Raw genomic sequence first — 22166 nt, 5'->3', positions numbered from 1 at the left:
GGGCTTCCCCATGTGAGAGTAGGTCATCGTCAAGATTCAATTCCGAAGCCCCTGATCGCGATGCGATCGGGGGCTTTGTCTTTCTGGGGTATGGCAGCTGCTTCCGCCCTCTGTTCTGTGCCCGTTTGGCGCCGCGCGTAGTCCATGCAGGCACAAAAAAAAGCCGCCCCGATGGGGCGGCTTCGTAGCTCGACCGTACGATCAGCTCAGCAGGTTCTTCACATTCCCCATCGCCTCATCGGCGAACCCTTGAAGGAAGGCCTGAAAATCCGGCAGCGCTTCCGGCCCGCCTTGCCAAGGCTCGGCCTGGATGGTCCAGGTCGCGCGGCTACGTTGCCCGTCTATTGCGCTCACCTCCATTGCGGCCCACAGGTTGCCGATGTTGAGGCTGGTGTAGATCAGGCTCCAGGTCATGTTCATGGCTTGCTCATCGCGTGAGTTGAGCTGCTCGATCACCACATTGCCATCTTTGAACAGTTTCTTGCGGATCGAACGTACACCCGTGCCGGTCATGTCGATGTGCGCCAGCGCCGGAATGAACACCGGAAAGCCTGCGAAGTTGCCGACGATGTTCCAGACGCTGGCGGCAGGTGCCGCGATGTCCACGCTGGAGACCACCAGGCAGCCTTCAGGGTTGCGGATCAGAGTATCGGGTTTGAGTGCGTGCATGTCGTGTTGCTCCTGTTGTGATGAACGTTTCAGATAAAACCGATATTGGTCAGGTACCTGCAGCCGCGGCGTAGCAGCTCCGGGCTCTTGCTGGGGTACTGGCTGCCCATGCGCTGCACGCCGGCCCTGGCGTTGTCATGCGCGATGCCCGAGATGTCGCCGATGTCCTCCTCGAAGCCATCGAGGTAGAAGCCCAGGACGTCGTACAGCGCGTTGTCGCGGTCAACCCGACGTAACTGCCGTTGCCATTGCTCGACGCTCACCAGCTCGAAGGCATGGCCTTGCTCGCGAAATGACGCCAGGTAGTCGCGCCAGCGCAGGGGTTCCGGGTTGTGCAGGTTGAACACGCATTGGCTGCTTTGGTGGCGACTGCCGTGGAAGGCAATGAAGCGTGCGAGGAAGTCCACCGGCATCAGGTCAAAGTCGATCTCCAGGCCAGGTACCTGACCCAGTTGCAGCGACCCCTTGAGCATCAGCATCAAGCGGTTGCGCTGTGGCTGGCAGGCGCCAGTACGGCTGTCGAAGGTGATGTTCCCGGGGCGGAACAGGTTGACCCATACGCCCTGGGCGCGTGCCCGTTGCAGGATGCGCTCACCGACCCACTTGCTCAGGTTGTAGCCATTGCGGATATAGATCGGCGGCGTCGTTGCCGGGTCGTCTTCCAGTACCCGCCCGTGATCGTCCACGGCACTGCATGCCGAGAGGGTCGAGACGAAATTGAAAATCTTCTTGCGCCGCCCTTCGCACAGTTGCAGGCACTCGAACAACGGCTCGATGTTGTCCGCTGCCAGTACCTGGTAGTCGAGCACATGGTTCACCTGAGCTGCGTTGTGCAGCAGCGCGCCGTAGTGCTCATCCAGGTAGTCATAGTCGGCCTCGCTCAGGCCAAGGCGTGGTTTGCGCAAGTCGGCTTCGAGCACCCGCACGCGGGTCAGATCCAGCGTCACATGGTTGTCGTGCAGCGCCTGGGCGAAGCGCGCTTGGGCACTCACGCCAGCAGCGCTGCGCACAAGGCAGGCTACCTCGGTGGCGCCCCACTCCAGCAAGGCCTCTACCAAGTGCACCCCGAGAAAGCTGTTGGCCCCGGTGACGATCACCTTATGCACATCCCCCAAGCGCTCCACTGGGAGTACCTGCAACCCCAGTTCACGATTGGCATCCTGTTCCAGACGCATCAGCGCATCTTCCTGTCCGCTCTCCACACCATCGAGCAGCGCACCCAGTCGCTGCACCGTCGGCAGTTCGATGAACCGGTTGATCGCAACGCCACGGCCAAAGCGCTCGCGTACCTCCAACAGCAGGCGCGACAACAGGATCGAGTGCCCACCCAGGTTGAAGAAGCTGTCGTCGGTGGAGATGTCTGTCTCCGGGAGTTCCAGCAGTTGCGCCCACAGGCTGCACAGGCGCTGTTCGGTGTGGCTTGCCGGCAACTGCCGCTGATGCTTCGGCAAGGCCAAGGGGCGCAGCAGCAGGGCCTTGCGGTCCACCTTGCCGTTGGCGGTGTAGGGCATCTGCTCCAACACTTGATAGAAACTTGGGCGCATGTAGTCGGGTAAGGTCCGCTCGGCATGCAGGCGCAACTGCTCCTGGGCATCGGGGCCGTCCGCTTGCGCGACGAACGCCAGCACACGGCGCTGCGCATCGACCACCACTGCCACCTGCGCGAACAGCCGGCTGTCACGCAGGCAATGTTCGATTTCCTCAGGCTCTACACGGAACCCACGGATCTTCACCTGGTTATCCCGTCGGCCGCACAGCTCGATGCCGTGTGCGGTCCATTTGCCGATATCGCCGGTGCGGTAGGCACGCAGCGAGCGACCCTCAGGCAGGAGCAGCTCGACGAAGCGTTCTGCGCTGAGTGCAGGGTTGTTCAAGTAACCCAGCCCCACCCCTGGCCCGGCGATGTATAGCTCACCCGGGGTGTGTTCCGGCACCGGATGCAGGTGTTCGTCGAGGATCAGCACCTGGGTGTTGGCAATCGGCAGCCCGAGGTTGCGGTTGCTGTCACCTTCGGCGAAGACCCGAGTCGTGGCCAGTACGGTGGTTTCCGTGGGGCCGTAGATGTTGTGCAGGTGGCACTGTCCAGCCAGGCGCGCGATCACCCCGGGTTCGCAGACATCACCCCCAGTGATCAGGTGCTGCAAGCCAAGATGCACATCCCGAGGCAGGATGCTCAGCAAGGCTGGCGGCAGAAACGCATGGGTGACCTCCTGTCGGTGGATAAGTCGTATCAACTGCACGGGATCGCGGCGTTGCTCCTCGCTGGGCAGCACCAGCAGCGCGCCGCAGGCGAAGGTCGGCAGGATGTCCAGCAGCGAGGCATCGAAGCCAATGGTGGAGAACTGCAGCACCCGGCTATGACTGTCGAGCCCCACATGCGCCTGGTACCAGGCCATGAAGTGCGCCAGGTTGCGCTGGCTCAGCAACACACCTTTGGGCAGCCCGGTGGTCCCGGAGGTGTAGATCGCCACGCAGGGCTGAACTGATGGGCGTAGTGCCAGACTGGGCAGTGGGCTGTCCAAGGCCGGCCCTAAATTGCGCACATCCAGGTGCGAGATATCCACAGGCGCTTCACCGTCATGCAGCAGCACGCAGGCTCCAGCGTCCTCAAGGATGCGTTGGCGACGCTCGGCAGGCGTGGCGGGATCAAGCGGCAGGTAGATGGCCGCGCAACCCCAGATCGCCAGAAGGCTGGCATACAACGCTGGCGACTTGGCCACGCACACAGCCACCACCGGTGGCTGCGCGCTCGGCGTAGGCAGCAGGAGGAGCAGGGCGCGTTGGATGCCAACGGCCTGCGCATGCAGTTGCCGGTAGCTTTGCTGCTGCCCTGCGTGGTCGAGCGCCGGGCGCTCGGCGTGTTGGCGTAGGCTGTGTTCCAGCGTTTCAAGCAAGCCGCTTTCGGTTCGCTCGAGCAGGTCGGCGCGCAGCGTACGGTTGAACGGATGCCGATAGGCCAGCCCCTCCAGCCACTCCAGGCCATGCTCTCGCTCATGCAACCCAGGGCCTGCGGCTGGCGCCTCATGCAGGTACTGAGGGTTGCGCGCGAAGCGGTTGACCTGCAAGGCCAGTAGATCGCTCAAGGCCAGCAGCGTGTCTTCGCACAGCTGTTGGCCATTACCGCTATCTGGCGTGGGCACAGGCAGGCGTTCGATCAATCGCTGTGCGCTGGCACTGCCGCACCAGCAGAGGATTTCCAGGCGTGGCAAGGTCTCGGCGAAGCTTGCACCCAGGCGCAGCCGTAACAGCGGTATGGCCCCCAGCGGTTGCCAGTCACCACTGGCGAGCGACAGGCTGCCGTCCTCCACCACAAGGTCAGGGCGATGGGCCAGTTGTTGGCGCAGCGCATCTGTATCCCAGGCCGTGGCCGCGCCGTGACCGTGTTCGTCGAGCTGGCGGGCAAGTGTCGCCAGGGCGGGACTGGTACCTACCAAAAGTATCTCGAGGCGTCTCATGATGGGGTCCTCAGGGCAAGTAGTCGCGCAGTGCGTCTTGTACGCAGGCCGATTCGAGCATCGAGCTTGCGCGGAAGAAGCGCAGGATGTTGCCCAGCAATGGGTGCTGGTGATTGATCGGGAATGCCAGCCCCTGCGCCTCCTCACGCAGGTCGTCGCGTACCGCTTCGCTGATCGGCAGCGCGGCGATCAGTGCGAAGTCGAAGGCCTTTTGGATGTCGTTGGTCAGGTACTGGCTGAGAAACACGGGTAGCACCTTGGCCAGTGCCCTGCGGTCGGCCTCAGGCGCGGCCAGCCAGTAGATCCGTGTGAGCCTCGCCCAGAAGCTCGAATGGCGCCCTTCATCGAGCAGATGATCGGCCATCAGCCCCTTCACCGAGGGCTTGACCGTGTCATCACGGGCGAACGCCGCCACATCGTCGGTCAAGGTGTTCTCGGCAATGCCCACGCAGATCAACTCCAAGGCATCGCGCAGGGCCTCGGGCACTTGCGCCAGGGCCTGCGGGATGGCCCGGCTGAGTTCGATTTCCTGCGGCAAGGCGATCGGTTGCACGCCGGTCAGGGCAATGGTCTGTTGCAGGAAATCCATGGCCACCAGGGCGTGGTAGTCCTCGTCCACCACCACGGTCATTGCGTCGTAGCGGCAGGCGAATGGAAACCGCACGGCGAAGCGGTCCTTGGCGATGCGCCGGGCGGTGCGGTCGACGATCTCGGTCTCGAAGATCACCACGTCGTTGATGAACTTGTAGAGGCTTTGCACCAGGACGAAGTCGCGCAACTGTGGGCACTCGCGCTGAAACGTGGCCCCAAGTACCAGTGGTTGGCGGCTCAGCGGGTAGATCAGCCGCTGGTCGTCCTCTACCCGACGGCGCGGTCGGGTGCGGATGGTCGCGCGCTCTTCCCAGGCATCGGCGAAGGAGCGGTAGTCGATGGCGTTCATCGGGCGACCTCGGCAACCGGGGCTTGCAGCGCAGCGCGCAGGCGGTCCCACAGGGCCATGCGGCTGTCCACAGCGGCGATGGCGGCGACGTAGACATCCTCTTCACGCACGGGGTCGTCAGCGACCAGGCGTGCCAGCAACTGCTCGGCAGCCGGGCCGTGATCTTCGGAGTCCACTTCGATGTGGCGTTGCAGGTAGTAACGGAATGTCGGGGCCTGCTCGATGCCGATGCCCCACTCATCGAGGATCTGCTGGAACATGCTCGGAATCACGCTCTCGCGCCCATGCAGGAACGCCGCAGCGACGCGATGGGCCGGAGCGTCCAGCGCCACTTCGAGGGTATCGCGCACGAAACGTTGCGCGGCCTCGCTGGCACCGGCGCGTTGCAAGGCTTCGGGGTGAGCGACGCCTTGCTGCATCAGGCTGACGAAGCGTTCGATGGCCTGAGTGCTGGCACCGACTTCGCGCATGGCATCCAAGTACAGCTCGAAATGGCTGTAGTGGCCGTGGTCGAGGCGATCATCTGACTCTTCACCCAGCACGATCTCATTGATCAGTCGCGCAGCTGCAGGGTCTGCCGGCGGTAGCCACGGCAGGCTGACGCAGGTGAGTTCTTGTTGCAGGCGTTTGGTCAGTGACATGAAGTCCCACACCGCGAATACGTGGGTTTCCATGAAGCGACGAAGTGTGTCGAGTGAGTCGATTTCAGAGAACAGAGGGTGCTGCGAAAGTACCTGTTTTTTGTCGGAAAGTGCGCGCTTCAATGTGCTCATATTAATATCCGTCTTGGTCTGTATTCAGGTTGGTTGATGCAATTCCGTTGAGCCGTCATGGATGTTTCGGGCGAGCGGGTACCTCGAACGAAGTTTCGATGGCGCGCAACGGAAAGGGCCGTACAGGGCTCGCGGAGCCTTTGATTTCGGGGAGGTAGCGTCCTCCCTGTGGTCGGCGAAATAAAAGTTAGAGCAACTGCAAAAGAACTTGCAATTCTTTTTTTGTTTATTTTCAAATTGCAAGTTTTTAAAGTTGAAAGTTGCCAAATTAAAACACGTAAGTTGTTTTAATTTGGCAATAAGTGCTCCTTCCGATCATCAACGAGCAGAAAAATTAAACACGGAGTGAATGCCTCACTCAGAGCACTGATTAACGGATAGGGGGCGTTTGACTGTTCAGGGGCAGCTGATCGGCTGGCGGTTCTTGCCCCGGTGGCAGGCTCCTTCTGCAGGTGGGTGTGAATGCCGACGGCCAGGTCCGCTATTGGTGATCAGCAGCCGTCGTAGCGAGTAGAGTGTGCCGCAAATGCTGGCACTGTTATGGCCGGCAACGCCTGTTGGGCGGATCTCGTCGTGCAAACGAGTGGGCAGATGCGCTGGCCTAGAAGCCGAGCAGGTCGAGGGAGGAGTAGAAAATACGCACGCTGCGCGGGTTGAACAGCGTGCTGCCCGTGGCCGGGGAGTGCTTCGGCCCGGCGGCGGCGCTCGCGCAGCTCACCGCGATGTGCCCGGCAGATCTGCTGAATACGGTATGGCGGCTCGCTTGGCACCTGCGCCGGGGGCTTGCACGTTTATTGCCATCCTTGTGCCCAAGCTGGCGCATTTGCGCGTGGTCAGGTGGCCGATTGCCTATCGAGGTAGTTCCTGATGGTACGTGCGGCGTTGTTCAGGTGGGCTTCCAGTAGCCGTACGGCTTCGTCCACCAGTTTGTCGCTGGCGGCGTCGGTGATGGCGATGTGGTCATCCTGAGTGAGCTTGCCCAGGCCCATGGACGACAAATGGAAGCGCAGGAAACGTTCTTCCTCGTTGAGTTCGATCTCGATCAGGCGCAGCAGCTTCTGGTTGCGTGCCTTGCCGTAGAGCGTCATGTGGTACAGGCGGTTGAGGCGCCCGATTTCGGCGTAGCGCGTCTCGGTTTCCAGCTCGCGAATATAGCCACGGGCCTGAGCGATGTCCTCGGCCTGGAGCAGTGGGATCGACTGGCGCAAGGCTTCGGTTTCGAGCAGCACCCGCAGGCCGTAGGTATCCACGGCATCTTCACCGATCAGCGGCGCGACCACTGCGCCCTTGTGCATCACCACCCGCAACAACGACTGCGCCTCGAGTTGGCGCAGCGCCTCGCGTACTGGCATGCGGCTGACGCCGAACAGCGTGGCCAGCTCTTGCTGGCGCACGGCGGTACCCGGCGCAAGGCGACCGTCGAGGATGGCACTGCGCAGACGTTCTTCGATGACACTGCGGGCCAGGTGCGCGGGAACCTGCTCGCCACCCAGGATGGTGCTCAGGAGTTTGGGTTTCTCAGCCACGCGGGGTTCGCCTCGGCAACATGAACATTGGATCCAATAACCCTAGTGAGGGAGTGGTCAGCTTGTCAAACAGCAGGTTCGCCGGGGCCATGAGGTCCATTCAGCAAACGCGGCTATCGTGAAGGAAGTCGCAGGCCTTGGGAAGACGGACGACGACGGCAGCACTTGTGGGAAGCGGGGTTGCCGACAGCTGGCAGCGTGATTGCATTGTGCCGTTGTCTTTTACCTCGCCAGCTTGCACCATCGCAGCTTTCAACGGACCTGATCGGGTATTCGCAGTGGCGAAACCTTGGGCACTCAGCAACACTCTGCGCCGCCTTGGCCTGGCCTTGGCGTTCGGCTGCGTGTTGCTGGGCGTCAGCCAGGCCGACTGGGATTTTTCCCAGATCAGTCGCCGCGCCCAGGCGTTGTACGGGCCGCTGGGCGCAGGGCAGGGCCGCCTCGATGCCTGGCAGAACCTGCTGGCGACGCAGAAGCAGGCCAGCGAGCAGGAGCAACTCAAGGTGGTCAACCTGTTCTTCAACAAGCAACTGCGCTACGTCGAGGACATCGACCTGTGGCATGAAGTGGACTACTGGGCCACACCTGTGCAATCGCTGATCAAGGGCGCCGGTGATTGCGAAGACTACGCCATCGCTAAGTACTTCAGCCTGCGGCGCATGGGCATTCCCGCCGAAAAACTGCGGATCACCTACGTCAAGGCCCTGCGCCAGAACCGGGCGCACATGGTCCTGACCTATTATTCAAGCCCACAGGCCCAGCCATTGGTGCTCGACAGCCTGATGGACGCGATCAAACCGGCCAGCCAGCGTACCGACTTGCTGCCGGTGTACAGCTTCAACGGCGAAGGCCTTTGGCTGACCGGCGCTGCCGGCAACAAGAAGGTTGGCGACACCAAGCGCCTGTCGCGCTGGCAGGACTTGCTGAAGAAAATGCAGGCCGAAGGGTTCCCGGCCGAACCGGTCTACTGAAGGAGCACAGATGTCACTGTTCAAACAATTGCTGCTAGCCATTTGCCTGTTCCTGGTGGTCGCCTTCGGCGGCAGCTTCATGGTCAGTCTGGAAAGCTCGCGCAGCCAGTACGTCAACCAACTGCGCTCCCACGCCCAGGATGCGGCCACGGCGCTGGCGCTGTCGTTGACGCCGAACATCGACGATCCGGCGATGGTCGAGCTTATGGTCAGCTCGATCTTCGACAGTGGCTACTACTCCAGCATCAAGGTGATCGACATCGAGTCCAACGCGGTGCTGGTCGAGCGCCACGCCGAGCCTGACAGTGGCGGCGTGCCGGGCTGGTTCATCCACCTGATCGGCCTGGAACCTGCCGGCGGCGATGCGATCGTCAGCCGCGGCTGGCAGCAGGCGGCGCGGGTAGAGGTGATCAGCCACCCCATGTTCGCCCTGGCCAAGCTCTGGCAGAGCGCCCTGGGCAGTCTCGGCTGGTTGTTGCTGTGCGGTGCGGTGAGCGCGGTGCTCGGCGCTCTGTTGCTGCGTCGCCAACTGCGCCCATTGGACTACATGGTGGCGCAGTCCCACGCCATCGCCCGGCGCGAGTTCCTGAGCCTGCCGGAGCTGCCGCGCACCCCTGAGCTGCGCCGTGTGGTACAGGCGATGAACCAAATGGTCGAGAAGCTCAAGGCACTGTTCACCGAGCAGGCCGAGCGCAGCGAGAAACTGCGCAGCGAGTCGTACCAAGACAGCCTGACCGGCCTTGCCAACCGCCGTTACTTCGAAATGCAGCTCAACGCTCGGGTGAGCAACGCCGAAGATGCCCGCGCTGGCTACCTGCTGCTGCTGCGCGTACAGGATCTGGCTGGCCTCAACGCTCGCCTGGGCGGCCAGCGCACCGACCAGTTGTTGCAGGCGGTGGGTGAGCAATTGCGCCGCACTTGCGCGCATTACCCAGAGACCAACGACCTGATCACCCGCAGCCGCGGCGGCGAGTTCGCCGTGCTGGCGCCAGGCATGGTGCACGAAGAGGCCGTTCAACTGGCCCAGGCGTTGGCCAGTACCTTGCAGAGCTTGCACGAAACCGGCGCCAGCGATGTCGACCCGGTGGCCTGCATCGGCTTGGCCCCCTACAGCCCCGGCGATGCACCGCAGGCGCTGCTCAAGCTCGCCGACGAGGCCCTGGCGCGTGCCGAAAGCCAGCCGAAACCCGGTTGGGTGTGCCTGGAGCAAGGCGCCGCAGCGCAAGCCGCCGACAGCCATCACGCCTGGCACACGCGTCTGGATCAAGCGCTGCACAACGGGCAGTTCGAGCTGTTCTTCCAGCCGGTGGTGGACGCCCGCGCGCCAGACAAGGTCTTGCACTACAAGGTGATCTCGCGCCTGCTCGACGAGCAGGGCGAGGCCATTGCCGCTGGGCGCTTTCTGCCCTGGCTCGAACGTTTCGGCTGGATGGCCCGGCTCGACCTGCTGGTTTTGGAGAAGGTGCTGCGCCATCTACAGGCGCACCGCGAGGCGCTGGCGCTCAACCTGTCCGCTGCGACGCTTGCCGATCCCAAGGCCTTGCAGCGAGTCTTCGACCTGCTGGGCCAGCACCGCGCGTTGGGGGAACATCTGACCTTCGAAATCGGTGAAGAACAGTTACCCGAACAGTCGCTGCTCGAACAGCTCACCCGCCGCCTGCACGGTCTGGGCTTCAGCCTGGCGCTGCAACGCTTTGGCGGACGCTTCAGCATGATCGGCAACCTGGCACATCTGGGGCTGGCTTACCTGAAGATCGACGGTGGCTATATCCGCAGCATCGATACCGAGCAGCACAAGCGCTTGTTCATCGAAGCCATACAGCGTGCTGCGCACAGCATCGACCTGCCGCTGATCGCCGAGCGGGTGGAAACAGAAGGAGAGCTGAACGTGCTGCGTGAGATGGGCGTGCAAGGCATCCAGGGTCAACTGGTCGGTGAGCCCGCGCCCTGGCGTTGAACCCCCAGTTCGCCCCTGTGAGCGGCCTTGTGCCGCGAAAGGGCTGCGTAGCAGCCCCGGCGATTTTGGATGGAGCCGAAATCCTGGGGCCGCTTCGCGCCCCGTTCGCGGCACAAGGCCGCTCCTACACAGATCGCGCTCTGATCTAGTGCAGCGCCCGGTTCATCCCGCGCTCCAGGTCGTTGATCAGCGCCTTGGCCATGTCACTCAGGATCCGCGCCGCACTTCCGGCCAGTAGGTCACCCTCCATTTCCGCCTCGGTTGACAGGTGGCGGATGCAGCCCAGCAACACCGAAATCTCGTCCAGCACCCGCTCCATGGGGATGCCCGGCTGTACGCGGAACAGTTCCAGACAGGTCTCGTTGCCCACGGTGGTGCAGCTTTTCAGGTCATCGCTCATTGCGGACCTCCCGGCGTGGTATTCAGGCGGGTCAGGGCTTTGGGGGTGGAGAAGTAGGGAGAGGTGATGTGGGGTGGGTCGGGGATGAATTTTTTCATCTTGGCGCTCCTACGAATTGATCCGGGAACTGCCTTCCTATTCGTCTCACTGAATTGGGTGGCAGTCATGCGCGGGGTGAGACCCGGGTACGTAGGAAACCCGGCCAGGCCGAAAGCCTGCCCGCGCACGACCGCCATAGAGCGGAGTTCTACGTAACCGGGTGTCTCACGCCCGATCGCCCGAAAGCGACCCGAAGACGTTATTCCTGAGGCATTTCCCCGACAACATTGAAACCTCCGCAAGGCGCGTAGGATAGGTCCTAACCCGTGTTGATCTGTAGGATTTGGGTTCAATCTCGGAAATTTCGTACGGTTCGAGTGATTTGACGTAGAACCGCATCACGGCCACCAGCACCTGTACTGCCTGGATGGTTCCTCAGCGTCCAGTGTTATCCTTCCACCCCCCACCCAACGCCAAGAACACCCCAATCTGCCCCATCGCCACCTGAGCGTTCGCCGCCGCCAACTGCGCGCGCACATCGGTATAGGTCCGCGTGGCCTGCAAATCCGCCAGGAACGACTCACGCCCGACCTGATAGCGCAGGTGCGTCTGGTCCGCCGACTCCTTCGCAGAACGCTCAGCCTCGGCCAGCGCATCACGCCGGTCCAGCAACGCGCTGTACTGCGCCAAGCGCGTCTGTGTCTCGCGGATAGCGTTCAACACCACGCCGTCAAAATGCGCCAGTGCCGCCTGTGTCGAAGCCTCGGCCATGCGAATGCGCGCACGGGTGCCGTTGGTGGGGATGTTCCAGCTGATCTGCGGCCCGATGCCCCAGCGGTTGGTGGCTGGCTCGCCGAGGTTTTCGAGGATGCCGATGGTGCCCACCTGGGCGCCGATGCTGATGTCTGGGTATAGCGCGCCGGTGGCCACGCCAATGTTCGCGGTGGCAGCGGCCAGCTGGCGCTCGGCCTGGCGCACGTCCGGGCGGCGCTTGAGCAAGGCTGCGCCGTCGCCGACGGGGACCCGTTGGCTGAGCTGCGGCAACTCGGCGCAATCGGCGGTCCCGGTGGGCAATTGCTCCACGGGCTTGGCCAATAGCGCGGCCAGGGTGTACAGCCCGGCTTCGCGCTTGGCCTTGAAACGCGGCAGTTCGGCGCGCAACGACTTGAATTGGGTCTGTGAGCGAGTCACCTGGGTTTCGTCGCCGCGCCCGGCATCCCGCAGGCGCTGAGTGAGCTTCACGCTCTGCTCCTGCAAGTCCAGCGACTCGCGGGCGATGTGGTATTCCTCGTTGGCCGAGCATACCTGGGTGTAGGCCTTGACCACGTCGGCCACCAGGGTGATGCGCGCGGTGTCGGCGGCGGCCTGCACGGCGTCGGCGTTGGCCTTGGCCGCCTCGGTGCCGCGCTTGAGGGTGCCCCACAGGTCGAACTGGTAGCTGGCGCTGATGATCGCCTCGCCGATGTTGGCCACCGGCACTTTTTCGGTCAGCAAAAAGGCTTCGCCGGACTCCTGCAAGCGCTGGGCGCCGGCCTTGAAACCGCCATTGAATCCACCTTGGGAGTCGGCCACCTCCACCTGGGCGCGGGCCTTGGCGATGTTGGCGGCTGCCACGCGCAGCTCAGTGTTGGCGCTCAGTGCGTCACGTACCAGCTGGTTCAGGCGCGGGTCCTGGTACAGCTGCCACCAGTCCTCGGGCACCGGCGCCGAGACCACGCTGTCGGCATCCTGGCGCAGCGGGCCGTTCAGGTCGCTGCGCTGCACGGCGGCGTCCTTGGGCACTTCGTAGTCGGGCCCGACCATCATGCAGGCGCCCAGCGACAGGCACAGGCCCGCCAGGATCAGCTGTTTCATGGGCGCTTGTCCTCGATGATCGACACGGTAGCGGTGCGCCCGGCGATCATGCGGAAGTCCTGCGGTACTTCGTCGAAGGCGATGCGCACCGGGATGCGCTGGGCCAGGCGTACCCAGCTGAAGGCCGGGTTGACGTTGGGCAGCAAGTTGGCGCCGCTGCTGCGGTCGCGGTCCTCGATGCCGGCGGCGAGGCTCTGCACGTGGCCGCGCAGGCGGGTGTTGTCGCCCATTACGCGGATGTCCACGGCATCACCGACCTGGATGCCGCCCAGCTTGGTTTCTTCGAAATAGCCATCGACGTGGTACGAGGCGCTGTCGACCACCGACAGCACCGGGCGCCCGGCGCTGACGAACTCGTGGGCGCGCGGGGCACGGTCGTTGAGGTAGCCGTCCACCGGGCTGCGTATCACCGAGCGGTCGAGGTTGAGCTGAGCCACGTCCACTTGCACCTGGGCTTCGTTCACCGCCGAGCGCGCGCGGGCCTCGCGGGACTGGCTTTCCTCCAGTTGCTCGGCCGCCACCAGGTTGCCCAGCTTGCGGTTGCGCTGGGCCTCGCGCGAGGCCTGGGCCAGGGCTTCCTGGCGTTCGGCCAGGGTCGCCTTGGCCTGGCGCAGGGCTAGGGTGAAGCGGTCCTGGTCGATGGTGAAGAGCACGTCGCCGCGCTTGATGGTCTGGTTGTCGCGCACCTCGACCTTCTGGATCAGCCCCGACACATCGGGGGCGATCTGGATCACGTCGGCGCGGATATGCCCATCGCGGGTCCAGGGGGCGAACATGTAGTACACCACCATCTGCCACACGAGCACGGCGGCGAAGGTCACTACCAGCAAGGTCAGGACCACGCGGCCCAGGGTCAGCAAAGGTTTTTTCATGGCAGCATCAGGCTTCGGCAAAAGTGGTCGACCGCACCCAGCAGTACGGCATACAAGGCGACGTTGAACAGCGCGCGGTGCCAGACCAGGCGATAGAAATGCAGGCGCACCAGCACCGCGTGTACCCCCAGGAACAGCAGGTAGGTGCCAAACATCATCACCAGCAGCGTGGGCAGGAACACCCCGCTGATATCCAGTTCACCGATCACAGGGGCGCTCCGTCGAGGCCGGGGGGCAGTTGCGGTTGGTCGGCAGGCTCTAGCATCACCTCCACACCCGGCAGCAAGGCCAGGCGAAGGCCTGACAGGGCATGCAGCAGGTGGGTGCGAGCGTCGCCGCGTTCGTACAGTTCATCCAGGTTCAGCGCCAGGCGCGCGCGCTCCATATTGCGTAGCAGCGTGGCCGGGGCATGCAGGCGCTCGCCGGCTTCAAGGCACGCCGCGTAGTGGCTGCCGACTTCGTCGATCACCGTTTGCAGGCGTTCGCGGGCCTGGGCGCTGGCGCGTGGCAGGTAGGCCAGCAGGTCGAGCAGATTCAGGCCCACGCGCAGGTCGCGCAGGGCGACGCCGCTGTCCTGGCCGGTCTGTGACAGGCGCGGCAGGTGCTGCATCAGGCGGTCGAGCATCTGCACGCCGACCTGGCGGTGTTCGGCCAGGGTCGCCGGCTCGGTCATCCCGACGATGTCGCGCCAGGCGAAGCGGGTCATGCGCTTGGCCGCCAGTTCCACGCCGAACGGGCGCATCACCAGGGTCCAGATGAAGGCGAACAGCAGCCCCACGGGGCCGGCCAGGTTGGCGTTGATGAAGGCGAAAAAGTCGGCGTCGTAGGCGCCCTGAATGCTGATGAAGGTCGAGGTGTTGACGATGGTCAGCAGGGTGCCCAGGTAGAAGCGCGGCTGCACGGTCAGGGTGCCGATGCAGATGAACGGCACGGCGAAGGCCAGCACCAGCATCGGGAAGTCGTGCAGGTTGGGCAGTACCAGGAACAGGTACAAGCTAGAGAAGATCACCGACATCAAGGTCCAGAAGAAGAACCGGTAGATCTGCGGGGCCGGGTCGTCCATGGCGGCGAAGAAGCTGCACGAAACTGCGGCGAGGATCACCGCGCTGGCGCCGTCGTTCCAGCCCAGGCCAATCCACAGGCCGCAGGCGACGATGATTGCCAGCACCGTTGACAGCACCGAGTAGAGCATCAGGCCACGGTCGAAGAACGCCGTCAGGCGGCCCAGGCGCCAGTGGCGGTAAACCGCGCGCCAGGGCTGCGTGTCGTCGTTGCGCAAGGCGTGTTGCAGGGTGCAGCAGTCTTGCCAGAGGTCAGCCCACTCGCTCAGGCGGTAGAGGGCGTTGGACAGCAGCAGTTCGGCACGTTGGTCGAGGGCAGCGGCGCCGGGTTGCAGGCGGTCGATCTGCTCGTGCAGGGCAGTCCAGCGCGCCACCGAGGCGCTTTCGGCGGTGCCCTTGAGCCATTCGCGGGCAGCGTCCAGGACCGGTTGCAACTGGCTGAACTGTGCCGGGGCACGGCCTTCGAGGGCCAGCAGGGCATCGTCGAGGGCGTCGATCACCGGCAGCAGATGGATCATGCGCCCGCGCAGCTCGCGGGCGTTCTTCAAGGTGTGCGGCCCGGCACCTTCGTGGCCGAGCTGGCCGATCATCAGTTCCAGCGAGTTGAAGGTGGCGACCATCGCCCCGCGCAGGCCGCCGACCTTATCGGCGCTGGCTTCACGGGCCAGGTAGGTGTCGCCGTAGCGAATCGCCTCGCTGAACCAGTTGCCGGTGGCGCCGACCACCACCGGAGCCAATCGGCGTGGCCAGAAAATCGCCCCGACCACCGCCGCGCAGACGATACCGAGGCAGATTTCCTGGGCCCGCGATGAGGCCACATCGAACACCGCCAGCGGGTTGTCGACCACCGCCAGAGCGATCATCGGCAGGGTGTAGCCAGCCAGCATCAGGACATAGTTGTTAGCTGTGCGCAGGTTGAGCGAGAGGAATAGCAACGTACCGGTCCACAGCGCAATGGCGATGCTCAGCAACAACGGGGACTGCACCAGTGGCGGGACCAGGAAGATCGCCCCGCCTGCGCCCAGCAGGGTGCCGAGGGCGCGATACAGCGCCTTGGAGCTGGTCGGCCCGACGAACGGGCTGGAAACGATATACACCGTCGCCATCGCCCAGTACGGGCGCGGCAGTTGCAGCAACAGGGCGATGTACAGGGCGATCATCGACGCGGCGAAGGTGCGCACGCCGTAGAACCAGTCGCGCACAGGTGGGACCGAGCTGAAGAAACCGCTCACGCTTGGTCTCCCGCGGCCTCGAAGGCCTGTATGACGCGCAGGGTCGCGTCCAGGTCGGCCTCGGCGATGCCGTGCAGCACCTCGCGGCGCAGACGCACCAGCTCGCCTTCGATGGACTCGGCCAGGGTGCGGCCTTCGACGGTCAGGCTCAAGGCCTTGGCACGGCGGTCCAGCGGGTCTTCGCAGCGTATGACCAGGCCGGCCTTGCACAGCTGATCGAGCAGGCGCACCAACGACGGGCTCTCAAGGCCTGCGGCTTGGGCCACGGCTACCTGATGCACGCCATCGCCCAGGCGCACGATCATCAGCAGCGGGACCGCGCAGGCCTCGGAGATGCCGTAGCGGGTCAAGGCGCCCTGGCACAGGCGACGCCAATGCCGAGCCGCCACGACCACGCCGCTGCTGATTTTAAGGTGCAGTGCGTCAAGGGACATGGAAAACCAAATATATTCATAGTTTGCTAACTATCAATATACGCCCGGTCCTCCCCCTGTCGTCAACCGAGGGTGATGGATGGGCGAGATGAAAGGTTATTCATCTGTGGGCAACGACAGGTGAGGGTATTGGCTGGCACCGGCTATGCCGGTGTTCGCGGCACAAGGCCGCTCTTACAGGTGCTGCGCTGAGGTCAGGCACTGCACAATCCTGTAGGAGCGGCCTTGTGCCGCGATAGGGGCGCGCAGCGGTCCCAGGATTTCAGTGTCATACAAGATCGCCGGGGCTGCTTCGCAGCCCTTTCGCGGCACAAGCCCGCTCCTACAGGTGCTGCGCTGGATTCGGGTTTAGCGGAGTGCAAGGCCATCGCGAAGCAGACAGCGCCTGGGCCTCACGGCTGTATCTGGTCTTCCAACTTCATGCTCAGCGCCAGGGTGCTGCCCAGCTGGATCGCCTGATCGCGCCAGTCCAGGTAGCGGGACGAATCTCGGCGGCTGAAGTGTACCGCCAGTTCCTCGGCGGCCTGCATCACCCCGGTCGCTGCCGCCAGCTCCAGCCAGTACAACGCCGCCTTGATGTCGCGTTCCACGTACAACCCGTGCAGCAACCGGTAACCCACCTCGAAACGGCAGCGTGCGTCGCCACGCTGGGCGCCGCGCAGGAACCATTGGTAGGCCGCTGCCGGGTCCACCACCCAGTCTTGGTCACCGTCGCAGACTTCCTCTTCGTACAGATCGCCCAAGGCTGCTGCCGCAAGCAGCAGGCCGCGCTCGAAGGCGTGGCGGTAATATTCGGCGGCGTTGGCGTAGCACACGGCCACACCCTTGCCGAAGTAGTGTTGCTGCCCGAGGTTGAACCAGGCGGCGGCATTGCCCTGTAGCGCTGCCATCCGCAGCAGGTGTCCGGCCAAGACCGTGTCGCCACGCCAGTATTTGCCGTTGAGCCAGATCCAGCCCAAGTCGTTGAGCGCTGCCACGTTGCCCTGCAGCGCTTGTTGGCATAGGTCGGTGTAGACTGCGTGCAGGTCGACAGCCTCGTCCAGACGGTCGACCAAGCCGAAGCGCTCAGCGTCCAGCGACGGCTGGCTGGGCAGTCCGATGCCCGCGAACAACCGATGACGCTGGCCGGGGCGTACCGGCGGCGGGATGATGCGCTCGGGCAATAGGCGTGCGAGCAGTGAATGGATATTGCTGGCAGCAGACATGTTCATCCTCATTGAACGTCACAGCCCCAACCTCGACTGTCGTGACGCGTGATTCTGCGCGACGACACGTCAAAACCTGTCGCGAACGATCAGATCCCAGGCAACCAATTGCGTCTTCATTGATCTGAACGGGCCGTGGCCAATTGCCATGACCCGCTTGTGCCGCCATCCTAGCGGCAAGCCTAGACAAGGACGTTTCCTTTTGCCGTTCGCCACTACCCGCGCCACCCTCAGCCGCCAATGGGCCTTGCTGCGCCAATTGCCCGGCCGCTCTCCCGGCATTACCAGCGCCGAACTGGTCTGGCGTCTGCGCGATGCGGGGTTCAGTGTCAGCAAACGTACCGTCGAGCGTGACCTTAACGAGTTGTCGCTGATCTTCCCGTTGGAGCGCAATGACAAGAGTATTCCGTTCGGTTGGCACTGGTCCGCGAGCGCGGTGGGTGAGCTGCGTGGCAACTTCGACCTGCAGGGCTATCTGCGCGGCGATTCGCCGCAATTGGCCTGCGGCGAAGGGATGGAGTTGCAGGCCTGGGTCAGCGACGCGCTGGCGCGCCAGTTGCGCGAGGCGCCGTTGAGCGCCGACATGCAGCTGACGGCTCTGGAGCAGGGGCACCGGTTGCGTGCCACGGTGGTGGATGGCTGGCCGCTGCGCTGGTGGCTGTTGAGTCAGGCAGAGGCGTTGGTGGTGGAGCAGCCGAACGCGTTGCGTGAAGAGATCGGCAGAACACTGGCCAACGCAGCTGCGCAGTACCAGACCTAGACTGGCGTCGTTTGCTACGCGGGACAACCCGCTTGCACCGGGCACGCTGGACCCAGTTGACGCCGGTTGCCTCATACGGCCGCCAGCTCGCGCTTGCAGGTTAGCGCTGCATCCCCCAACGCCGCACCGTTAGCCGCTCCAGGGTATTGAACACCAGCCCTTCGACCAGCAATCCGATCAGGATGACCACCGCCAGGCCGGCGAACACCTTGTCGGTGTACAGTTCGTTGCGATTCTGGAAGATGTACCAACCCAGCCCGCCCTTGCCGCTGCTGGCGCCGAACACCAGCTCGGCGGCGATCAGCGTACGCCAGGCGAACGCCCAGCCGATCTTCAAGCCCGACAGGATCGACGGCAGCGCTGCCGGCACCAGCACGTGCAGCACCAGGCGCAGGCCACGCAAGCCGTAGTTGCGCCCGGCCATACGCAGGGTTTCGGAAACGCCCTGGAAACCCTGGTAGGTGTTCAACGCCAGGGCCCACAGCACCGAATGCACCAGCACGAAGATCAGACTGTTGTCGCCCAGCCCGAACCAAAGCAGTGCCAGTGGCAGCAGGGCGATGGCCGGCAGCGGGTTGAACATCGAGGTGAGGGTGCCGAGCAGGTCGCGGCCGAACTGGGTCGAGACGGCCAGGCTGGTCAGCCCGAACGCCAGCACGATGCCGAACACGTAGCCCTTGATTAGCACCACCAGCGAAACCCCGACCTTGGCCGGTAGCTCGCCAGTGATCATACCGTCCCAGAACGCCACGGCGGTTTGCAGGAAGCTGGGCAGCAGCAGGTCGTTGTCGGTGGCGCGTGCCGCCCCCTCCCAGAGGAGCGCCAGCAGCACCAGTATCATCGCCTTGCGCAGCCAGCCCTGTTGCCACAGGCGTTGTACCACCGGCAGTTCACGTTCCAGCGGCACCCCGGGCAGGGGCTGTAGCTGCACTTCGTATTCCTGTCGTGCAGGTGTCGTCGTCATGCCAAGGCTCCTGTCAGTAGGCGATGCGGATGTCGTTGAAACCCAGGTCGGGCGCTTGCTCTGGTGTTTCGGCTTCATCGAACAGCAGGCGGTGGATGCGTCGGGCGCTGGCCTGGAAATCGCTGGCGCCGAGGCTGCCCATGTCGTACTGGTGGCTGTGCACTTCGGCGCGTACGCGGCCGGGATGTGGCGACAGCAGCAGGATGCGATTGCCCACCACCAGCGCTTCCTCGATGGAGTGGGTGACGAACAGCAGGGTGAAACGCACTTCCTCCCACAGCAGCAGCAGTTCTTCCTGCATCTTGCGCCGGGTCAGGGCGTCGAGGGCGGCGAACGGCTCGTCCATCAGCAGGATCTTCGGTTGGGTCGCCAGCGCTCGGGCAATCGCGACTCGCGCCTTCATACCGCCCGACAGGGTATGCGGGTAGGCATCGGCGAAGGCGGCCAGGCCGACCTTCTCCAGGTAGTGCAGGGCACGTTCCTCGGCGTCGGCGCGCTTGAGCTGGCCAGACACCAGCAGCGGGAACATCACGTTCTGCTTGACCGTCTTCCACGGTGGCAGTTGATCGAATTCCTGGAACACCACGATGCGATCCGGCCCCGGGCCGCGCACCGCTTGGCCTTGGAGCAGAATCTGTCCTTCGCTTGGCTCGATGAACCCGGCGATGGCTTTGAGCAAGGTCGACTTGCCGCAGCCCGACGGGCCCAGCAGTACGAACCGGTCGGCACGATCGACTTCGAAGCTGACTTGGTGGGTGGCCCGCACCACGCGCTGGGCGGTGCGGTATTCGAGGCTCAGGTTGTCCACCGTCAGCAGCGGTGGGGTGGCGACACGGCTCAGGTTGCTGGCCGTGTGGCCTGGCAATGGGGCGGTCATGGTCTGTCAGCTCCCCTGCAACGGGCGTTCATCCTGGAAGAAGTAGTCCTTCCATGATTCGGGTTTGTGCTTGATCGCGCCGACCCGGTAGAGGAAATCGGCCAGCTTGTAGGTGTTCTTCGGGGTGACGGTGAATTCGTACTGCGGGTTGTCGATCAGCTTGATCAGCACGTCGCGGTCGATTTTGGCCTTGGTCACGCGGATGTAGGTGTCGGCGGCCGCAGCCTTGTCCTTCTGGGCGAAGTCGGCGGCTTCGGCGAGAGCGTCGACGAAGGCTTTGTAGGTCTTTGGGTTGTCCTTGCGGAATTTTTCGGTGGCGAACAGCAAGGTTGGTGAGTTGGGGCCGAGCAGGTCGTAGCTGTTGAGCACCACATGCACGTTCTTGTTGGCCAGGGCCTGGTCCTGGAACGGCGGGTTGGAGAAGTGCCCGTTGAGCTCCGTGCCACCAGCCAGCAGCGCGGCGGTGGCATCCGGGTGCGGCACGGCCAGTGTGTATTTGTCGAGGCGGTTGTACTGCTGGTCACCCCATTGCTGGGCGGCAGCGTATTGCAGGAAGCGCGACTGCACCGAGACACCCACCGCCGGCACTGCGATGCGGTCCTTGTCGCTGATGTCGGCAATGGTCTTCACGTTGGGGTTGCTGCTGACCAGGTAGTACGGGAAGTTGCCTAGCGAGGCCACGGCCTTGACGTTCTGGCGCCCCTTGGTACGGTCCCATACGGTCAGCAGTGGGCCGACGCCAGCACCGGCGATGTCCACCGAGCCTGACAACAGCGCGTCGTTGATCGCCGCGCCACCGGACAGTTGGGCCCAGTCGACTTCGATGTCGATGCCTTGCTGCTTGCCGTGCTTTTCGATCAGGTGCTGGTCACGCACCACGTTCAACAGCAGATAGACGATGCCGAACTGCTCGGCGATGCGGATCTTGCCTTCGGCCTGGGCCACGGCAGGGGCTGCCAGGCTGCCCACGACCAGGCTGGCGCCTAGGCCGATACTTGCCGTCAGGCGGCTGATGGATTTGCGCATGATGATTTTCCTCAGTCGTCAGAACGGGGCATCGCCCTGGATGGTGGTGCGATACAGCTTGCGGCGCAGGTGCGCGGGGCAGCCGGTGGCCAGGTGGATCAGCGAGCGGTTGTCCCAGAACACCAGGTCATGCGGCTGCCACTGGTGGCGGTAGATATTCTGTTCCAACACGCTCAGGGCGTAGAGCTGTTGCAGCACGTCACGGCTTTCGTCATCGGGCAGGCCGACGATTCGGGTGGTGAAGCCTTCGCTGACGAACAGTGCCTTGCGGCCATTTTCCGGGTGGGTACGCACCACCGGATGAATGACTTCCTGCACCTGGGCCAATTGCTCGGCGGTCAGGGTGGGGCGCCAGTTGCCTTCGAACTTGGTCTCGGCATAGCGGGCGGTGTAGGAGTGGGCGGCAGCGCGGCCTTCGACCACCTTGCGCAGGGCTTCCGGCACCGCGTCCCAGGCTTTGTGCATGTCGGCGAACAGGGTGTCGCCGCCTTCGCTGGGCAGCTCCTGGGCATGCAGCATCGAACCCAGGCTCGGCAGCTCTTTATAGGAGAGGTCCGAGTGCCAGAACTTGCCCGCATCACCCAAACCGATGTTGCGACCGTCTTCGACGATGTTGGAAACGATCAGGATCTCGGGGTGACCGGCCAGCAGGAACTGCTTGAGCACATGGATTTGCAGTTCGCCAAAGCGGCGGCTGAACGCGATTTGCTGTTCAGGGGTGATGCGCTGGTCGCGGAACACCAGTACATGGTGGTCCAGGTGGGCACGGTGAATGCGGGTGAAGTCCTCGGCGTTGACCGGTCGGGACAGGTCGAGGCCGAGGATCTCGGCACCGACGGCGCCGGAGAACGGGCGGATTTCGAAGGTTTGCGGCAGGGCGCTGTCGTTGGTCGACAAGGCGTTCGAGGCGGCTGGCATTGTTCACTCCCACGCAGTGCGCGACGTTCAGGGCGCGCAACGATTCAGAAACGCACGGGGATTTCCCGTGTGGGTTCGAGTCGTGCGGCGCGCCGATTGGTCGGCTCGTACGCAGTGGGTGGACTATAAAGGCATAATAAGAAAGATTTAAATATCTTTAATGTATAAGCATATGAGCAGCGGGATGCGGTCTGTGGACTGCCCCCAAGAAGTTGGACACCAATCCAACCCTT

The 22166-nt window shown here is 63.7% G+C and carries 19 protein-coding genes; 3 read left to right on the top strand and 16 right to left on the bottom strand.

The genetic code is table 11. The annotated features are described in order from the left end of the window. Window positions 1-201 precede the first annotated feature (201 nt). The 5 genes from FEM01_RS23665 to FEM01_RS23645 form a co-directional block, all read right to left on the bottom strand. Window positions 202-669: an SRPBCC family protein gene (locus FEM01_RS23665; RefSeq protein WP_138221848.1), complete on the bottom strand. Its 468-nt coding sequence runs from the start codon at window positions 667-669 to the stop codon at window positions 202-204. 29 nt (window positions 670-698) lie between these two features. After that, window positions 699-4124, bottom strand: a complete 3426-nt coding sequence (locus tag FEM01_RS23660; RefSeq protein ID WP_138221847.1) for an amino acid adenylation domain-containing protein — start codon at window positions 4122-4124, stop codon at window positions 699-701. A gap of 10 nt (window positions 4125-4134) precedes the next feature. Then, on the bottom strand, window positions 4135-5064 hold the full coding sequence (locus FEM01_RS23655) for a diiron oxygenase (RefSeq protein ID WP_138221846.1): 930 nt from the start codon (window positions 5062-5064) through the stop codon (window positions 4135-4137). Beyond that, on the bottom strand, window positions 5061-5837 hold the full coding sequence (locus FEM01_RS23650; protein ID WP_138221845.1) for a DUF3050 domain-containing protein: 777 nt from the start codon (window positions 5835-5837) through the stop codon (window positions 5061-5063). The genes FEM01_RS23655 and FEM01_RS23650 overlap by 4 nt, the downstream gene beginning before the upstream one ends. Window positions 5838-6670: 833 nt before the next feature. Then, complete coding sequence (locus FEM01_RS23645) at window positions 6671-7363, bottom strand: GntR family transcriptional regulator (RefSeq protein ID WP_138221844.1); 693 nt, start codon at window positions 7361-7363, stop codon at window positions 6671-6673. 209 nt (window positions 7364-7572) lie between these two features. On the opposite strand from FEM01_RS23645, the gene lapG reads away from it, so the two are divergent. Together lapG and lapD are read left to right on the top strand one after the other, a co-directional pair. Then, complete coding sequence (lapG, locus tag FEM01_RS23640; RefSeq protein WP_138221843.1) at window positions 7573-8334, top strand: cysteine protease LapG; 762 nt, start codon at window positions 7573-7575, stop codon at window positions 8332-8334. Between the two features lie 10 nt (window positions 8335-8344). Further along, window positions 8345-10291, top strand: a complete 1947-nt coding sequence (gene lapD / locus FEM01_RS23635) for a cyclic di-GMP receptor LapD (protein ID WP_138221842.1) — start codon at window positions 8345-8347, stop codon at window positions 10289-10291. 145 nt (window positions 10292-10436) lie between these two features. Here lapD and FEM01_RS23630 read toward each other — a convergent pair whose 3' ends face one another. The 7 genes from FEM01_RS23630 to FEM01_RS23600 form a co-directional block, all read right to left on the bottom strand. Beyond that, entirely contained in the window at window positions 10437-10691 is a 255-nt protein-coding gene (locus FEM01_RS23630; RefSeq protein ID WP_138221841.1) for a DUF3077 domain-containing protein, read from the bottom strand. Between the two features lie 474 nt (window positions 10692-11165). Beyond that, complete coding sequence (locus tag FEM01_RS23625; protein ID WP_138221840.1) at window positions 11166-12584, bottom strand: efflux transporter outer membrane subunit; 1419 nt, start codon at window positions 12582-12584, stop codon at window positions 11166-11168. Beyond that, window positions 12581-13456, bottom strand: coding sequence for an efflux RND transporter periplasmic adaptor subunit (locus FEM01_RS23620; RefSeq protein ID WP_138221839.1), 876 nt, complete (start codon window positions 13454-13456; stop codon window positions 12581-12583). The genes FEM01_RS23625 and FEM01_RS23620 overlap by 4 nt, the downstream gene beginning before the upstream one ends. Then, window positions 13453-13665, bottom strand: coding sequence for a DUF1656 domain-containing protein (locus FEM01_RS23615; protein ID WP_016392395.1), 213 nt, complete (start codon window positions 13663-13665; stop codon window positions 13453-13455). Before FEM01_RS23615 ends, FEM01_RS23620 begins: the two co-directional genes overlap by 4 nt. Beyond that, window positions 13662-15749, bottom strand: coding sequence for an FUSC family protein (locus tag FEM01_RS23610; protein WP_138221838.1), 2088 nt, complete (start codon window positions 15747-15749; stop codon window positions 13662-13664). The genes FEM01_RS23615 and FEM01_RS23610 overlap by 4 nt, the downstream gene beginning before the upstream one ends. After that, window positions 15746-16183: a MarR family winged helix-turn-helix transcriptional regulator gene (locus FEM01_RS23605; RefSeq protein ID WP_138221837.1), complete on the bottom strand. Its 438-nt coding sequence runs from the start codon at window positions 16181-16183 to the stop codon at window positions 15746-15748. Before FEM01_RS23605 ends, FEM01_RS23610 begins: the two co-directional genes overlap by 4 nt. A 392-nt stretch (window positions 16184-16575) precedes the next feature. Then, window positions 16576-17388: a tetratricopeptide repeat protein gene (locus FEM01_RS23600; protein WP_138221836.1), complete on the bottom strand. Its 813-nt coding sequence runs from the start codon at window positions 17386-17388 to the stop codon at window positions 16576-16578. A gap of 202 nt (window positions 17389-17590) precedes the next feature. On the opposite strand from FEM01_RS23600, the gene FEM01_RS23595 reads away from it, so the two are divergent. After that, window positions 17591-18148: a WYL domain-containing protein gene (locus FEM01_RS23595; protein WP_138221835.1), complete on the top strand. Its 558-nt coding sequence runs from the start codon at window positions 17591-17593 to the stop codon at window positions 18146-18148. 100 nt (window positions 18149-18248) lie between these two features. On the opposite strand, the gene FEM01_RS23590 is transcribed toward FEM01_RS23595, so the two are convergent. Genes FEM01_RS23590 through FEM01_RS23575 form a run of 4 tightly spaced genes read right to left on the bottom strand, consistent with a single transcriptional unit; the run spans window position 18249 to window position 21933 of the window. After that, window positions 18249-19112 carry an ABC transporter permease gene (locus FEM01_RS23590; RefSeq protein ID WP_138221834.1) on the bottom strand — a complete coding sequence of 288 codons (864 nt, stop codon included), beginning with the start codon at window positions 19110-19112 and terminating at the stop codon, window positions 18249-18251. A 13-nt stretch (window positions 19113-19125) separates the two neighbouring features. Further along, the gene (locus FEM01_RS23585) at window positions 19126-19989 is read right to left on the bottom strand and encodes an ABC transporter ATP-binding protein (RefSeq protein WP_138221833.1); all 864 of its coding nucleotides are present in this window, start codon (window positions 19987-19989) and stop codon (window positions 19126-19128) included. Between the two features lie 6 nt (window positions 19990-19995). Further along, window positions 19996-21015, bottom strand: a complete 1020-nt coding sequence (locus FEM01_RS23580) for an ABC transporter substrate-binding protein (RefSeq protein WP_138221832.1) — start codon at window positions 21013-21015, stop codon at window positions 19996-19998. 18 nt (window positions 21016-21033) lie between these two features. Then, window positions 21034-21933 (bottom strand): TauD/TfdA dioxygenase family protein, encoded by a 900-nt coding sequence (locus tag FEM01_RS23575; protein WP_138221831.1) that lies wholly within the window; start codon window positions 21931-21933, stop codon window positions 21034-21036. Between the last annotated feature and the right edge of the window lie 233 nt (window positions 21934-22166).

It is taken from the genome of Pseudomonas mosselii (assembly GCF_005796105.1).
In the GTDB taxonomy this organism is placed as follows: Bacteria; Pseudomonadota; Gammaproteobacteria; order Pseudomonadales; family Pseudomonadaceae; genus Aquipseudomonas; species Aquipseudomonas mosselii_C.
This window is presented reverse-complemented; position numbering and strand designations above follow the sequence as displayed.

Bases quoted from the DNA above. Each gene is read 5' to 3' on its own strand.
- FEM01_RS23660 (WP_138221847.1), bottom strand. From the start codon at position 4,124: ATGAGACGCCTCGAGATACTTTTGGTAGGTACCAGTCCCGCCCTGGCG.
- lapD (WP_138221842.1), top strand. From the start codon at position 8,345: ATGTCACTGTTCAAACAATTGCTGCTAGCCATTTGCCTGTTCCTGGTG.
- FEM01_RS23590 (WP_138221834.1), bottom strand. From the start codon at position 19,112: ATGACGACGACACCTGCACGACAGGAATACGAAGTGCAGCTACAGCCC.
- FEM01_RS23650 (WP_138221845.1), bottom strand. From the start codon at position 5,837: ATGAGCACATTGAAGCGCGCACTTTCCGACAAAAAACAGGTACTTTCG.
- FEM01_RS23620 (WP_138221839.1), bottom strand. From the start codon at position 13,456: ATGAAAAAACCTTTGCTGACCCTGGGCCGCGTGGTCCTGACCTTGCTG.
- FEM01_RS23630 (WP_138221841.1), bottom strand. From the start codon at position 10,691: ATGAGCGATGACCTGAAAAGCTGCACCACCGTGGGCAACGAGACCTGT.
- FEM01_RS23580 (WP_138221832.1), bottom strand. From the start codon at position 21,015: ATGCGCAAATCCATCAGCCGCCTGACGGCAAGTATCGGCCTAGGCGCC.
- FEM01_RS23575 (WP_138221831.1), bottom strand. From the start codon at position 21,933: ATGCCAGCCGCCTCGAACGCCTTGTCGACCAACGACAGCGCCCTGCCG.
- FEM01_RS23665 (WP_138221848.1), bottom strand. From the start codon at position 669: ATGCACGCACTCAAACCCGATACTCTGATCCGCAACCCTGAAGGCTGC.
- FEM01_RS23585 (WP_138221833.1), bottom strand. From the start codon at position 19,989: ATGACCGCCCCATTGCCAGGCCACACGGCCAGCAACCTGAGCCGTGTC.
- FEM01_RS23605 (WP_138221837.1), bottom strand. From the start codon at position 16,183: ATGTCCCTTGACGCACTGCACCTTAAAATCAGCAGCGGCGTGGTCGTG.
- FEM01_RS23625 (WP_138221840.1), bottom strand. From the start codon at position 12,584: ATGAAACAGCTGATCCTGGCGGGCCTGTGCCTGTCGCTGGGCGCCTGC.
- FEM01_RS23655 (WP_138221846.1), bottom strand. From the start codon at position 5,064: ATGAACGCCATCGACTACCGCTCCTTCGCCGATGCCTGGGAAGAGCGC.
- FEM01_RS23600 (WP_138221836.1), bottom strand. From the start codon at position 17,388: ATGTCTGCTGCCAGCAATATCCATTCACTGCTCGCACGCCTATTGCCC.